Source organism: Acinetobacter sp. C15 (assembly GCF_013420645.1).
Classification (GTDB): Bacteria; Pseudomonadota; Gammaproteobacteria; order Pseudomonadales; family Moraxellaceae; genus Acinetobacter; species Acinetobacter indicus.
Genome location: NZ_VOXR01000017.1, coordinates 51,928 through 66,957 on the forward strand (window position 1 = coordinate 51,928; position 15,030 = coordinate 66,957).

Genomic DNA, 15,030 nt, shown 5'->3' on the forward strand with positions numbered 1-15,030 from the left:
CCTTAAAGTCAAAGTTGACAGAAATTTTGCCGCATTATACCGAAAAATGGGCTTTTTTCTGCGTTTAATCTGTAAAAAAAATCGGTTTTTTGAAGTCGCTGTTAACGTGCTTCGTCAATCCATGCCATTTGAATGGCTTCTAACAGACCTTCGGTTGACTTGGTCGGATCATCTTCAAAATCTGAAAGTGCACAAACCCAGGCATGCAGGTCAGTAAAACGGATCCATTGCGGATCGACATCTGGATGTGCTTCATACAGTTCAATGGCGATATCGATGCTATCTGTCCAACGTAAACCCATGTCTATTCCTAAGGCAATTTAGTGTGATGCACTACTTTAGCAAATTTTGCAAATGCTGTACCAGCTTTGACAGGCCGTACCGCCGGTGAATGGGCTATAGCGCAATTTCCAGATACGGCGCAGCCGAAATAATGCCGCTGGCCACCACACCGCCAATCAGTGCACCGACCGCCACATCACTTGGATAATGCAGCCCCAGCACCATACGTGATAGCGCCACCAGAATGGTAAAAGGTAACATCAACACCAGCAGTAGCGGCTGAATATAGCCCAGCACTGTGGTAATCATGACCGCGTGCAAAGTGTGACCGGAAGGAAAACTAAAGTGATCAAGCGGACGCTCGCCCAAGCGAATCACCTGATGTACCTGATAAGGACGGGGACGCACGGTTTTGCTTTTAAGCAGTTTATAGATGCCCGTACCGACCGATCCACCTAACAGCAAGTAGATAATCTGCAATCCATACAGCAGGCCCTGCCATAACCAGACCGTGGCCAGCATGACATACCAGAATAAACCGTCGCCTAAGCGGCTCACCACTTTAAAGAAATAAGCCACCCGTTCGGAGTGGGAAAAATGATTGAGATACAAACAGCCTTTCAAGTCGAGATCAAGTATTCTTATTTTTGCATTTTTAAGTTTCATTCTATGCTCTCCTTTAAGCTTGAGCTTAAAATCTAGGTCGTCATATGCGACTCCTGCACCACCCGATAAAGTGCCTGTTCAAATTGTTGGATCGGATATTGCCAGCCGATATGCTGGGTAGATTCACGGGCTTTTTTACCCATCTGTCTTAATACTTTTGCGCTTGGCAACTGATAAATCGAACGCATAATTCCGGCGACATCACCCAGTGGACTAAGCCAGCCGGTTTCATCTTGCTTGACATGCAAATTGGCGCAGGCATAGTCATACGCCACAACTGGCAAGCCACTGGCCATGGCTTCAAGCACCACATTGCCAAAGGTTTCTACCTGACTGGCAAAGACAAACACATCTGCACTGGCATAAGCTTCAGCCAGTTTTTGCCCGCTTAAGCTGCCCATAAAAATGACCTCGCCATCGGTGTTCAGCCCTTCCAGACGTTTCAGGTCTGGGCCATCGCCTACCACCACCAGCTTGGTTGGATATTTGGCAATGGCCTGCATGGCCCGATAGGCATCAATCACCACGTTCACTTCTTTTTCTGGCGACACCCGGCCCACATAAATCAGCACCCGGGTCTGTTCATCGGCGCCCCAACGTAAACGTAAGGCTTCTGAACGATGTTGCGGTGAGAACCTGTCGACGTCGACCCCACGACCAACGACCACCAGTGGGCCTTCCACACCAAACTGGCGTAAAGACTGCTCGGTATCAGTACTAGGCACACAGGTCAGTTGCGTATTGTTATGGAACCAGCACAGATAACGCTGGATCGGTTTAACCAGAAAAGCCAGGTCAAAAAAGCGGCTAAAGTCCTGAAAGGCAGAGTGAAAACCGCTAGATACCGGAATCTGCTTGGATTTTGCCACCTGTAAAGCAGCCAGACCCAGCGGCCCTTCGGTCACCACATGCACGATATCTGGCTCAAACTCATCCATGGCGGTAGAGAGTTTATACAGCTGTGGCCAGCCAAACTGCAGATGGCCATATTTCGGAATAGACTGCGCCTTGACCAGACATTCTTTGTTGGGACTAAAATCGGTACAAGGTTGTTTTTGTTCAGGACGAATCAGTAGAATTTTGTGTCCCAGTTTTTGCAATCCTTTGCACAGTTGTAATAATGAATTGGCCACACCATTAATTTCTGGCGGCCAGGTTTCTGTCACTAACGCAATTCTTAAACGAGGTCGCACCAGCTCTTCAATTTCAATAACTTCATTAATCGCGTTTTTTTGTTTTTCCTGTTTAAAATAAAATTTAAAATTCTCAGGAATATTAGGCGACTTTAATACCAGTGTGCGTGAAGACGCTGACATCCGCGTATTCCTCTGTTGTTGTTGTCTGCCCAGCATAATCCTTACAGTTTGCAGTTTTATGATAAATTCATGAAATTAATTTCATACATGTATCAAACTCGTGGTATTGCACCCGCCTGGTTAGAGCCTTGGAAAAATATTCGATATTTCCAATATTTAAAGCATAATTAAAACATCAAATTAATATATAGACTGTCCCGGTATACACCGGCAGGTGTTCTTGCCGTTGGACGTTCCATTAATTGAACCAACACCACAAATTTATCTTGACCAGTAGGGGCCTGACTAAGCGGAACATTCCAGCGTGAAGAACTGGCGCCACTAATATTCATCTGGGTTCTGAGCTTATAATTCTTCTCATTCACCAGATAACTGCTGCCTGTACTATTCACCAGATTTCGGCTATTAAATTTAATAGCATAACGACTATCACAATTCACCGAAAAGGAAGTCGCAGCCTGACTTAAATAAGAGGCATTCAAATTCAATTGGGTTGCCGTTAAACGCTCAATTTGGCATTGTCTCGCATGTGCCAGAGACAGACTGCTGCTGATACAACAGACTAAAAACAGTACACTCGCTTTCATCACCCCTACTCCTTTTATTTACACACAAGTTCAACCGGTACAGTTATATCTTGTGCCTGAGCTGAAACCTGTAATACAGCGCTACAGGTTTGCGCCTCTCGGGTTTTAATCCGGACACTATAATTCCCTGGAATCAAGCCATATAAAGTGACCGTTCCATCCGAACCAATCGGATAAACCTCGCCACCTTCATTGTTAATATGCAGCTCTGATCCCGGTACAAAACTGCGATTTTGGACATCTACCGGCCGGATACGAACCTGTTTAGCATGGAAAACCGGGAAATTGATTTTGTAGCCGCGCTGGTTTAACGCGGTAATTTGTTTACTTGAATAAAGAATTTTATCTTCGATAGGTAACTGATTTTCATCAAAGGCAATGTCGTATTTCACATAAGGAATAATGTCATGCACAAAGGCATAGCCGTCTTTGTTGGTTTTATCGACATAAACCAGTGAGCGTAGAATATCAATATCTTGATAATCCCCGACTTTGACCAAACCAAAAGCATGTTCAACAATTTTGGTAAAACTTAGCTGATTACCCAACCAGACAACAGCACCACGATAAGCCAGTTGCGAGTCACGCGTTTCCTTGCCCTGAACATGGTAAAAATCTAGATCACCCACCTTGGTTTTCAGCAGGCCATTTACATTATAAAGTGTGTCATCATTGCGATGATTCACACCGACAGCATAGTCAAAGCCGACCTGACTCGAGTCACTTTTTACCAGCTGCAGGTTGGTGTTCTGGTCTGCAGACTGACTAAAATAGACGGATTTATCATTATCAAAATTATAACTAAGAGATAATATCCCGCCAGAATCTTTACGATCGCCAAAAGCATTGAAATAACTGAGCCCAACAGCAAATTGGCGTCCAAAATTTCGGTTAAATCCGACATTGATCACCCGCTGGTTCTGCTGTTCAAATTCAGGATGATCATAGTATTTCTGTTCAGCATAGTTCAGATTAATATTGTGCACATAAGGCACATTGGTCAGCCCTAAATACACCAGATTTTCAAATTTTGGATAATTCGAAACATTGTCCAGATCATCGCCTAAAAACTTAAAATCCCGTTCGGTATACTTGGAACTGGCACCCAGTGAAAAATTCCCGAAATCTTTGCTGGCGGATAAACCATAGGAATAGTTCATCTGATTCCGGTCATCATGCGAGGCCATGACCACACTGTCTACAATTAAAATATTACTGATGGCCTGAGTCCACATAACCCCTGCATTCTGAATATCTTCACTATAGGACAGGTTGGTTCCCAAGGTGGTTGCGTTAGAAAGCCCCCTGCGGTAAAAGCCATTAACAAAGAAATCCCGATAATCGCTACTGTCCAGATTGTAGTTATAACGCAGCTTACCTAAGGCAATATTATATTCATCCAGGCCATCACGTAATAAACGGTTAGTGACCAGCACTGGAAAAGTTTGCACACTGCGATTACCTAAAACATCTTCAACTACAATTTGTGCATCACCCGCCTGCTGAATTTGCGCCCCTGTTTCCAGCATGTAATCACCCGGGCTGACTTTCTGGCTATAAATACTCACCCCGTTAATAAACAGCTCAACAGTAGATGGAATACGCGCGCTACCCTGTAAGGTTGGAATATTCCAATAGACAAAACTTGGTCGCTCGGTGTAGTTGGTTCCCCAGTTTAAACCGGCAAAACGCAAAGAGTTAATTAACGGGTTATAGGTTGTTGTGGTGTCGCCCAGGGTTAGACGGGTCATGCTTTCCGGAAATTCCAGATCAAAACTGCTATTTAAACGTACCACCTGCTCCTCGACAGAGGTATTCTGATACAGCACCGAATTCTTGAGAATCCAGTAATCTTTAAAGATCCCCAACTCGGCCAGACCACTATAAGCTTCATTTGAATCGCTGTTGGCATAGACCCAGTCATAATTCATAAAGCCACCAAAACTGGCTTTTTCAGGAATCACTTTCTGGTTAAAAACGTTTAAATCGGATTGAAAATAGTGAGTGGGGATGGTTAATTTAATGGACTGCGATGAACTATCAAAAACCGCTTGAATATCGCCTTCACTGACCAGACAGAAATCCGCACGCTGCTGATGTTTCTTTAACTTCTGCACTTGAATTTGCCGTTCGGACAGCACATCACAACCCATATAATAATGCTGCCCTTCTGTGATTAAAATAATATCAGTATGATGATCAAGTTCATTAATCCACAGATTGGCAAGACTTTCTTCTATCGGATTTTCATTCGCATTCGCTGCGAAGCTAAATAAAATATGAACAACAATAAACCACCGATTTTTTATATTCATCGCAAATTCCCCTTATACCGCTAGTCCGAGAATTTAAGCTCCACCATGTTATCGTTCTTATCCGTAAAAAATTGGACAGTATACTTTTTTGGATCTGCAATCTTGGTTCCATTTAACTCATAGCTGTAATTCATTTTGGCCAATAAGTAAGCCATAGTATCGGCCTTAAACACTTCCTTCTTATTGGCATCAACAATCTTCAAATTATTAATCTGAACATGCGAATTGGCCTGATTTTGTGCAACCAGCCGGTTATTCTCAATATTAAATTTAACGTTCGTATCTTCCTGCTTACCGACAAATAAAGGCAGGTTAAAGCTGAGCAGAAAGTTAACTGAGGTTTCTTTCACGGCCTGTGGAATTTCTTCCACCAGAATGCGCCATGCACCCTCCTGATTACCGGTGAGTACCGACTCTAAAGGACGATTAAAACCAACACGGATAGTCTGTTTACCATTCGGCTGCAGAATAAAGTTTTTGGGATTTAAAATAAGGGTGTCATCTGGTACCAAAACATTCTCACCATTGCCTTGTTGCGTCCATTTAAAGGCTTTAATTTCAAAAATTTTTGCTTCAGTTTCATCTGTAGATTCTAAAGTAAGCGTTGTGGTTCTTTGTTTAGCCTGACTGTTGATATACATCTGAACCGGATCAATAGAAACACCTGCATAACTTGCAGATACATAACACAGCGATGAAACTAAAAAGGCTATTATTTTTTTCATATTATTCCCCAGCTTTTATAACGAAAAAGCCTAACTTGGTCCGAAGACCAAGTTAGGCGAAACACTAAATTAGTAGAACACTTTGATTTTATAAGTGTCTGAATATGTACCTGCACGCTGGAATGGAGCTACTGCCGAGTTAGTAACCGAAACAGTATAGACATCATCTGCTAGACCAGCATGGTTACTGCTACCCCAAGCAATCGCACCACCACCTGTTTTTGTTGTTGTGATTGTAGTTGGAATACGTACTGTGCCATCATCTTCATGCTTAACATATGTACTTGCATTGGTACCATTGTTTGCAGTTGTAATATTTAATACATAGTGAGTATTACTTCTTACTGTATAGTTAGATGTTTTGGTACCACCGGCTTTGCTCAACTCAATTGCTGATCCGCCTTTAATTTCACATTTTTTTGGAACTTCTAGTTTAATTGGAATATCTTTTTCACAACCTAAAGTTGTACAGCTATTCCAGTTATGTTTACCGCCTGGTTTACCAGCTGTTTCAGCTTCTGTTGCATAAATTGCTGATGAGCAAGTACCTGCAAATAATACCGCCATAGCTGTTTTAATTAATGTAGACATGTCGTGTTTCTCCATAACTTTAATATAAGAACCATTTTTCTAATCACTCACCCAAACCAGAATGTCTTTAGACTGATTAAAACCCGATCCTGAGCAAGTCCTTTTATTGTAGGTATTCCACAGAAAAAACCATCTATACGGGATTTTTCACACAAGGATAAGTATTTATTTTTTAAAATTATTTTTCTTGCTTAATCGACTGTTTTTGGGCTAATTCTCTTTTTTTGGTGACCCAAATTCTCCTTGCTACTTGGGTCACTATTTTTAGGGAATTTTTTTCTAACCAGTTTTTTAAGATAAAAACAAATAGATGTTTTTTATAAAAAATATTAAATACCCTTAATAAACATTCCTTTACATTTATTACATTTTTTTTTAGTTTCCCTCGAAATATTAGAATTTTCCACCAAAAATTAGTTGAAATTTCACATATTCTTAAGAAGCCTGACAATTTAAACAGATTATTTGATTGTTATTTTAAATATAAAATACTTAGTAATAGGGATAGCCTTATTCAATAAACTGTTAGGGAGAAATAATAAAATACATAAACCCCATCAGAAAAAACCAAAGCAGCCCAATCTGTTTTATTCCTGATTCATTTTTTACTTTTTTCGCATTTATTCATTTTTCACTCGACTTTTAATCTGAGTAAAAAATAATTCTTCTAAATAAAAGTATTTTTCAGCCAATTTAGTGACCCAGCGTGATTAGCCATCTCACTCAGTACAGTAGTTATTTTTGGGGCAGATGATCTGGCAGCGACGTCAAAGCAGCACTTTAAGTGAAGCGTAAGAAGTAAAAAACAGTGTTTTGTATGAAGTACAAGGAAGAAAAGCACTCCTTTGAATGAAGCAAGGCACACAATATTAAATGTAAAAAAACCACTCTAGTGAGTGGGTCTTCGCGTTCAAATCAAATGATTCGAGAAATTAGTTCTTTTCTTTGTCTACGATTTTGTTTGCTTGAATCCAAGGTACGAAAAGTAAGGGAAAGCATTGCTTTGCCTTACTTTGAGGCACGGAAGTTAACTTAACTCAGTAAGCTCTATTTTTAAATGACATAAAAAAGCCCCTGTGAAACACAAGGGCTTTTTGGCTCAGAAATTAGAACTTAGTTCTTTTCTTTATCAACGATTTTGTTTGCTTGAATCCAAGGCATCATCGCACGCAATTTAGCACCAGTTACTTCGATACCGTGAGCAGCATTTTGACGACGACGAGCAGTCATAGATGGGTAGTTCAACGCACCTTCCTGGATGAACATCTTCGCGTATTCACCAGATTGAATACGTTTAAGCGCATTACGCATTGCTTCACGAGACTGTTCGTTGATGACTTCAGTACCTGTTACGTATTCGCCGTATTCAGCGTTGTTTGATACAGAGTAGTTCATGTCCGCGATACCGCCTTCGAACATTAAGTCAACGATCAATTTAAGTTCGTGTAGACATTCGAAGTAAGCCATTTCAGGCGCATAACCCGCTTCAACCAGAGTTTCGAAGCCCATTTTAACCAGTTCAACTGCACCACCACAAAGAACCGCTTGCTCACCGAACAGGTCAGTTTCAGTTTCTTCACGGAAAGAAGTTTCGATGATACCTGTACGGCCACCACCTACGCCTGAAGCGTAAGAAAGTGCAAGGTTACGTGCGTTACCAGAAGCATCTTGATGAATCGCGATAAGATCAGGAACACCTGAACCACGTTGGTATTCAGAACGTACAGTGTGACCAGGTGCTTTAGGTGCAACCATGATTACGTCTAAGTCAGCACGTGGAACAACTTGGTTATAAAGAACAGAGAAACCGTGAGCAAATGCTAAAGTCGCGCCTTGCTTGATGTTTGGCTCAATCACGTCACGATAAAGTTGCGCTTGGAACTCGTCTGGAGTCAAGATCATCACCACGTCAGCTTGTGCAACTGCAGCAGGAACTTCAGCAACTTTAAGACCTGAATTTTCAGCTTTTTTCCAAGAAGCTGAACCAGCACGTAAACCAACAGTTACGTCAACGCCAGAATCTTTAAGGTTAAGCGCATGCGCGTGACCTTGTGAACCGTAACCAATGATCGCTACTTTCTTAGATTGGATGATAGATAAGTCGCAGTCTTTATCGTAAAAAATTTGCATTGCTGTCTCCGCTTAAATGCTTTTGATTCCTGTCCGCTAGGGCAATTTCATTATTCAGCTTGCTAGCGCCTCTCCCAGCCGGGAGAGATGAATTCGTTGTTAAATTAAATAGTTAAAACTTTTTCGCCACGTGCGATACCCGATACGCCTGAACGCACCACTTCCAGAATGGTGTTCTCAGCCAACGCATCAATAAAGCCATCAAGCTTTTCTGTGGTACCGGCAATTTGAATGGTATAGGTCGTTGGTGTCACATCGACCACCTGACCACGGAAAATATCGGCAGTACGCTTGATTTCATCACGTGCTGAACCCAGTGCCTTGACTTTAATCAGCATCAGTTCACGTTCAATATGCGCACCTTCAGACAAATCTACCACTTTGACCACTTCAACCAGCTTGTTCAGCTGCTTGGTAATCTGCTCAATTTTGTGGTCATCACCATAAGTAGTGAGTGTCAAACGTGACAAAGTCGGGTCTTCAGTCGGTGCTACGTTCAGCGTCTCAATGTTATAACCACGTTGAGAGAACAAGCCCACTAAACGAGAAAGCGCACCAGCTTCGTTTTCAACGAGAACGGAAATAATGTGTCTCATTCTGTACGCTCCCCTTTTCCTAACCACATATCTTTCATGGACTGACCGGCAATCTGCATCGGATAAACGTGTTCAGTACGGTCAACCATCACGTTAATAAATACACATTTATCATTGATGGCCATGGCCTCAGCCAACTTCGATTCAAGCTCATCGGCATGGTCAATCTGGATTCCCACGTGACCATACGCTTCCATCAGCTTGGCAAAGTCAGGTAAAGACTCTACATATGAGCTTGAGTGACGACCTTCATAGTTCATATCTTGCCACTGTTTTACCATACCCAAGGCACGGTTATTCAGGCACAGAATTTTCACGTTTAAGCCGTATTGCTTACAGGTCGACAGCTCCTGGATACACATCTGGATGGATGCTTCACCAGTAATACACACCACCTGCTGGTCTGGATATGCCAGTTTCGCAGCCATTGCATAAGGCAAACCTACACCCATGGTGCCCAAGCCACCCGAGTTGATCCATTGACGTGGGCGCTTGTATTTGTAGTAAAGCGCACCAAACATCTGATGCTGACCAACGTCAGAAGTAATAATGGCCTCACCATTAGTCACTTTATCTAAAGCTTCCACCACCTGTTGTGGCTTCATGGTGCCATCAGTTGGCTTTTCATATTTCAAACCATGAACTTTACGCCATTCATTGATCTGCTCCCACCATGCTGCAATCGCTTCAGGATTTGGCTTCGACACATTCATCTGTTTCAGCTGTACCAGCATCTCCTGGAGTACAGGTTCAACTGCGCCCACAATTGGAATGTGCGCCATGATGGTTTTAGAAATTGTTGCCGGGTCAATATCAATATGAATGACTTTAGCATTCGGACAGAATTTTGCCGGATTGTTGGTGACACGGTCATCGAAACGCGCACCGACACACAGAATCACGTCTGCATTGTGCATGGCCATGTTGGCTTCATAGGTACCGTGCATACCGAGCATGCCGATGAATTGCGGATCATCACCCGGGAATGCGCCCAAGCCCATTAAGGTATTGGTCACAGGATAACCCAGAATATGCGCCAACTCAGTTAACTGTGCTGCGGCATTGCCCTGCACCACACCACCGCCTGAATAAATCACTGGACGTTTGGCATGAATCAGTTCATCAATCGCTTTACGGATTTGACCTGAGTGACCACGATGTGGTGGTTGATACGAACGCATCTTCACTTTTTCAGGATATTCGTAGGCAAATTTTTCTGCCGGATTGGTCGCATCTTTTGGAATATCAACCACAACCGGACCAGGACGGCCAGATGACGCGATATAGAATGCTTTTTTAATAATTGATGGAATTTCGCTGGCATGACGCACCTGGAAACTGTGTTTTACGATTGGTCGGGAAATCCCCACCATATCGGTTTCCTGGAACGCATCTTCACCAATTAAATGAGAAGCAACCTGACCTGACAGAATCACCATTGGAATGGAGTCCATATAGGCTGTTGCAATTGGGGTAACGGTGTTAGTTGCACCTGGACCTGAAGTCACCAGCACCACACCGGTCTTACCGGTTACGCGCGAGTAAGCATCAGCCATATGGCCTGCTGCCTGTTCATGGCGCACAAGGTAATGATTGATTTTGTCTTGTTGAAAGAACGCGTCGTAAATGTGTAAAACGGCGCCGCCTGGGTATCCAAATACATGTTCAACGCCTTCGTCCGCTAATGCACGAACGAGCATTTCACCACCAGATAAAAGTTCCAACGTGATTCACCCTAATCTTAATCACTGCGAAATGGGAGGCATTTGCAGCGTTTCATTAATTCATTGTTGCACTGTTATAGCACACATATTTCATAGTTTTCATCGCAATAGGAAAAATTTGTGATCTGATTGCTGATTGAGCAATATGAGATCTAAAAACATGTTGGGATAAACACGTTTCACAGCTTTGTTCAGCTTCTCGGCTAGAGAAGTTGCCCATTGCATGACATGACACTTATTCGAAGGGTGATCGATCTAAGGCATATAAAACTAAAGACAGCATTTTTGTAGTTTCGTCCCCTAAAGTCAAGTTTAAAAATTGGCTTTTTTCCTAAACTTGGCTGTGTGCCTGTTTTTTAAACATATCTGGTTTTCAAGCATTACATAGAAAAATTTAAATTTCCGTTATAAAACATGATATTTCATGTGCTTGCCTTTATTTCACATAAATTTTAAATATAAAATACATAAAAAAAATGAATGAATTTTATTAAATAAAAAATCGTTTATTTATAATTCACCCATCAAAATGGATCATTCTGCAGCAGTAAAATGGTTATTTCAGATACAACAGCCGAGGATATTCAGGCGCAGATTCATGCTGTTATTTTTCATCTTCCAGCCTAAAAATTAATCAACTTTGGCGCCAATTATTGCTAAGATAAACGCGCAGATTGATCAGCTGAATACAGCATGAGGATAACAAGATGAATCGCTCTATTTTAACTTGGGGATTATGTTCAGTAGTCGCACTGGCCAGCGCCAATGTGATGGCCAAACAGTACTACAAATGGGTCGATGCCAATGGTTCAACCCATTACACCACCACCCCGCCACCGAAAAATGCCAAGAAACACGGCAAAGTCGATACTTACGGCTGGCGCAACTCTGCCCCAACGACTTCAGCGCAAACGGCGGCAGCGAATAATACGCACAGTCCAACCACAGCACAGACAGCGAACACGCCAGCAACCGCTCCCGAGATGGATTCACAGCAACGTGAAGCCAATGCTGCCCTGCAGCAAGCCCAACAGGAACGTGCCAATCCGCAAGTTTTTTAAGTTTCTGCTTGCTCTGGCCCGATCAGTTAAATTTTTCCAGCAGAAACCGCCGCGCAAAATTCACTTTTCGCTGCATTTTGCGCTATGCTGTGCAACAAACTTTTAACCGTAATTCATTAATCCGTTTATGACTACTCATATTGACCCTGAATATCAAGCCAGTGCGATTGAACCTCAAGTCCAAAGCGACTGGGAAACTCGTAAAGCCTTTAAAGTTGCCGACACTGTAGAAGGTCCACGTCGTTATATCCTCTCGATGTTCCCTTACCCAAGTGGCAAACTGCATATGGGTCATGTGCGTAACTATACGATTGGTGATGTGATCAGCCGTTTCCACCGCTTAAAAGGCGAAACTGTACTGCAACCGATGGGTTGGGATGCCTTCGGTCTACCTGCTGAAAACGCAGCGATTGCACACCAGGTTGCACCAGCAAAATGGACTTTTGAAAACATTGATTACATGCGTAATCAGTTGAAAAAACTTGGTCTATCGATTGACTGGGATCGTGAATTTGCAACCTGTACACCAGAATACTATCGCTGGGAACAATGGTTATTTGTTCAGCTTTATAAAAAAGGTCTGATCTACCGTAAACTTTCAACGGTGAACTGGGACCCAGTCGACCAAACAGTACTTGCCAACGAACAGGTTGAAAATGGTCGTGGCTGGCGTTCAGGTGCATTGGTTGAAAAACGTGATATTCCAATGTACTACTTCCGCATTACTGACTATGCGCAAGAATTACTGGACGATTTAGACACGCTGAAAGACGGTTGGCCACAACAAGTGTTAACCATGCAACGTAACTGGATTGGTCGCTCACAGGGTATGGAAATTACTTTCCCTTCAGCGAATCCAGACGTGTATGCAGATGGCTTAACAGTCTTCACAACACGTGCCGACACCTTAATGGGTGTGACTTATGTTGCTATTGCAGCAGAACATCCGATGGCGCTTAAAGCAGCTGAAACGAATCCAGAACTTGCTGCATTTATCGAAGAATGTCGTATGGGTTCAGTTGCAGAAGCGGATCTTGCCACTGCTGAGAAGAAAGGCATGGCAACAGGTCTTTCTGTAAAACACCCTGTGACTGGTGAAGAAGTTCCTGTTTGGATCGCAAACTATGTGCTGATGTCATACGGTTCAGGTGCGGTGATGGCAGTGCCTTCACACGATGAACGTGACTTCGAATTTGCCAATAAATATGGCCTCACCATCAAACAAGTGATTGATGCCAAAGGCGCAGATGATGCGGAATTTGACGCAACTGAATGGCAAGAATGGTACGGCTCGAAAGAAGGCAAACTGGTTAATTCAGGCGAGTTTGACGGTTTAGACTTCCAGGGTGCATTTGATGCATTCTTGGCAAAACTTGAACCACAAGGTCTTGCCAATGTCAAAGTTCAATTCCGTTTACGCGACTGGGGTGTATCTCGTCAGCGTTATTGGGGTTGTCCAATTCCAATGATCAACTGTGACACTTGTGGTCAAGTGCCAGTGCCTGAAGATCAACTTCCGGTTGTACTTCCGACTAATGTTGTGCCTGATGGTTCAGGTAACCCACTCAATAAAATGCCTGAGTTCTACGAAACCAAATGTCCATGCTGTGGTGGCGACGCACGTCGTGAAACAGATACATTGGATACCTTCGTAGAATCTTCTTGGTACTATGCACGTTATGCTTCTCCAGACTTTACAGATGGCATGGTGAAACCTGAAGCGGGTCAAACCTGGTTGCCTGTGAACCAATACATCGGTGGTGTGGAACACGCGATTCTGCACTTGTTATATGCACGTTTCTTCCACAAATTGATGCGTGACGAAGGCGTGGTACAAGGCAACGAACCATTCACCAACTTGTTAACACAAGGTATGGTACTTGCGGATACCTATTACCGCGAGTCTGAATCAGGTAAGAAAACTTGGTTCAACCCTGCCGACATCGAACTTGAAAAAGACGAAAAAGGTCGTATCACGTCTGCGAAGTACAAAGAAGATGGTCAAGACGTGATCGTTGGTGGTCAAGAGAAAATGTCGAAATCGAAAAATAACGGTATCGACCCACAAGCGATTATTGACCAATACGGCGCAGATACTGCACGTGTGTTCATGATGTTTGCAGCCCCTCCTGATCAATCTTTAGAATGGTCGGATGCTGGTGTTGAAGGTGCAAACCGCTTCTTGAAACGTGTATGGCGTTTAGCGACAGGTTTCCTTGAACAAGGTAACACTGCTTCAAACATCGACAAAGCTGCACTTTCGACTGCTGCACAAGACTTACGTCGTAAAACACATGAAACCATCCAAAAAGTGGGTGATGACATCGAACGTCGTCATGCATTTAACACTGCCATTGCAGCGATGATGGAACTTCTAAACGCGAACAACAAGTTTGAAGCGAAAGATGACAATGACGTGGCTGTGGCTCGTGAATCCATCACCACACTTCTGACTTTGCTGGCACCATTTGCACCACACTTAAGCCAGACTTTATTGGCTCAGTTTGGCATTGAGTTAACCTCTGCTCAATTCCCGACTGTGGATGAATCTGCATTAACACGTAATACCCAAACCATCGTGGTTCAGGTGAATGGTAAGCTTCGTGGCAAACTTGAAGTGTCTGTCGATGCATCGAAAGATGACATTTTGGCACAAGCAAAAGCATTACCTGAAGTTCAACAATTCTTGACCGGTCCAACCAAGAAAGAAATTGTGGTGCCGAATAAGTTAGTGAATTTGGTGGTTTAATTCCTTAGGTTCCCTCTCCTCTCAGGAGAGGGTTAGGGAGAGGTGAAATATTAAAAGCACCCTCATCCTAACCTTCTCCCAAAGGGAGAAGGGAATATAAAGGAACAATCCCTCCCTTGCGAAGCAATGCTTCTCACCCTTTAAAAAAGGGAGGAGAACCCCACTGCTGTCCCATAGTTTGCTTTAAATAAAAAAACCTGAGTCCTAACAGTTAAAATATGAGTGCAAACAAACACTTTAACGACCAGGATTCAGGTTTTGTCACATCAGAATACCGTATTTCATGAG

12 protein-coding genes are annotated in these 15,030 nt (G+C 42.9%); 2 read left to right on the forward strand and 10 right to left on the reverse strand.

Annotation, left to right across the window (positions count from 1 at the left end; all coding sequences use genetic code 11):
• Positions 1–101: 101 nt before the first annotated feature.
• The 10 genes from iscX to FTT63_RS08675 form a co-directional block, all read right to left on the reverse strand.
• Positions 102–302, reverse strand: coding sequence for a Fe-S cluster assembly protein IscX (gene iscX, locus FTT63_RS08630; protein ID WP_127799072.1), 201 nt, complete (start codon positions 300–302; stop codon positions 102–104).
• A 94-nt stretch (positions 303–396) separates the two neighbouring features.
• Positions 397–948 carry a phosphatase PAP2 family protein gene (locus FTT63_RS08635; RefSeq protein WP_104470590.1) on the reverse strand — a complete coding sequence of 184 codons (552 nt, stop codon included), beginning with the start codon at positions 946–948 and terminating at the stop codon, positions 397–399.
• Positions 949–980: 32 nt separating this feature from the next.
• Positions 981–2,264, reverse strand: a complete 1,284-nt coding sequence (locus tag FTT63_RS08640) for a glycosyltransferase family 1 protein (protein ID WP_127799070.1) — start codon at positions 2,262–2,264, stop codon at positions 981–983.
• A 167-nt stretch (positions 2,265–2,431) separates the two neighbouring features.
• Positions 2,432–2,851: a hypothetical protein gene (locus tag FTT63_RS08645; RefSeq protein WP_005182377.1), complete on the reverse strand. Its 420-nt coding sequence runs from the start codon at positions 2,849–2,851 to the stop codon at positions 2,432–2,434.
• Positions 2,852–2,865: 14 nt separating this feature from the next.
• A complete protein-coding gene (locus FTT63_RS08650) occupies positions 2,866–5,166 on the reverse strand; it encodes a fimbria/pilus outer membrane usher protein (RefSeq protein ID WP_127799068.1) in 2,301 nt (766 codons plus the stop codon).
• Positions 5,167–5,186: 20 nt separating this feature from the next.
• Positions 5,187–5,891, reverse strand: a complete 705-nt coding sequence (locus tag FTT63_RS08655) for a molecular chaperone (protein ID WP_005182375.1) — start codon at positions 5,889–5,891, stop codon at positions 5,187–5,189.
• A gap of 69 nt (positions 5,892–5,960) precedes the next feature.
• Positions 5,961–6,482: a hypothetical protein gene (locus FTT63_RS08660; protein WP_005182374.1), complete on the reverse strand. Its 522-nt coding sequence runs from the start codon at positions 6,480–6,482 to the stop codon at positions 5,961–5,963.
• A 1,113-nt stretch (positions 6,483–7,595) separates the two neighbouring features.
• Positions 7,596–8,612, reverse strand: a complete 1,017-nt coding sequence (gene ilvC / locus FTT63_RS08665; RefSeq protein ID WP_005182373.1) for a ketol-acid reductoisomerase — start codon at positions 8,610–8,612, stop codon at positions 7,596–7,598.
• Between the two features lie 104 nt (positions 8,613–8,716).
• Positions 8,717–9,208 carry an acetolactate synthase small subunit gene (ilvN, locus tag FTT63_RS08670; protein ID WP_005182370.1) on the reverse strand — a complete coding sequence of 164 codons (492 nt, stop codon included), beginning with the start codon at positions 9,206–9,208 and terminating at the stop codon, positions 8,717–8,719.
• Positions 9,205–10,932, reverse strand: a complete 1,728-nt coding sequence (locus FTT63_RS08675) for an acetolactate synthase 3 large subunit (protein ID WP_035363671.1) — start codon at positions 10,930–10,932, stop codon at positions 9,205–9,207. The genes ilvN and FTT63_RS08675 overlap by 4 nt, the downstream gene beginning before the upstream one ends.
• A 707-nt stretch (positions 10,933–11,639) precedes the next feature.
• On the opposite strand from FTT63_RS08675, the gene FTT63_RS08680 reads away from it, so the two are divergent.
• Positions 11,640–11,993 carry a DUF4124 domain-containing protein gene (locus FTT63_RS08680; RefSeq protein WP_005182363.1) on the forward strand — a complete coding sequence of 118 codons (354 nt, stop codon included), beginning with the start codon at positions 11,640–11,642 and terminating at the stop codon, positions 11,991–11,993.
• 127 nt (positions 11,994–12,120) lie between these two features.
• The gene (gene leuS, locus FTT63_RS08685; RefSeq protein ID WP_127799888.1) at positions 12,121–14,742 is read left to right on the forward strand and encodes a leucine--tRNA ligase; all 2,622 of its coding nucleotides are present in this window, start codon (positions 12,121–12,123) and stop codon (positions 14,740–14,742) included.
• The last annotated feature ends 288 nt before the right edge of the window (positions 14,743–15,030 follow it).

Bases quoted from the DNA above. Each gene is read 5' to 3' on its own strand.
- iscX (WP_127799072.1), bottom strand. From the start codon at position 302: ATGGGTTTACGTTGGACAGATAGCATCGATATCGCCATTGAACTGTAT.
- FTT63_RS08635 (WP_104470590.1), bottom strand. From the start codon at position 948: ATGAAACTTAAAAATGCAAAAATAAGAATACTTGATCTCGACTTGAAA.
- FTT63_RS08640 (WP_127799070.1), bottom strand. From the start codon at position 2,264: ATGTCAGCGTCTTCACGCACACTGGTATTAAAGTCGCCTAATATTCCT.
- FTT63_RS08645 (WP_005182377.1), bottom strand. From the start codon at position 2,851: ATGAAAGCGAGTGTACTGTTTTTAGTCTGTTGTATCAGCAGCAGTCTG.
- FTT63_RS08650 (WP_127799068.1), bottom strand. From the start codon at position 5,166: ATGAATATAAAAAATCGGTGGTTTATTGTTGTTCATATTTTATTTAGC.
- FTT63_RS08655 (WP_005182375.1), bottom strand. From the start codon at position 5,891: ATGAAAAAAATAATAGCCTTTTTAGTTTCATCGCTGTGTTATGTATCT.
- FTT63_RS08660 (WP_005182374.1), bottom strand. From the start codon at position 6,482: ATGTCTACATTAATTAAAACAGCTATGGCGGTATTATTTGCAGGTACT.
- ilvC (WP_005182373.1), bottom strand. From the start codon at position 8,612: ATGCAAATTTTTTACGATAAAGACTGCGACTTATCTATCATCCAATCT.
- ilvN (WP_005182370.1), bottom strand. From the start codon at position 9,208: ATGAGACACATTATTTCCGTTCTCGTTGAAAACGAAGCTGGTGCGCTT.
- FTT63_RS08680 (WP_005182363.1), top strand. From the start codon at position 11,640: ATGAATCGCTCTATTTTAACTTGGGGATTATGTTCAGTAGTCGCACTG.
- leuS (WP_127799888.1), top strand. From the start codon at position 12,121: ATGACTACTCATATTGACCCTGAATATCAAGCCAGTGCGATTGAACCT.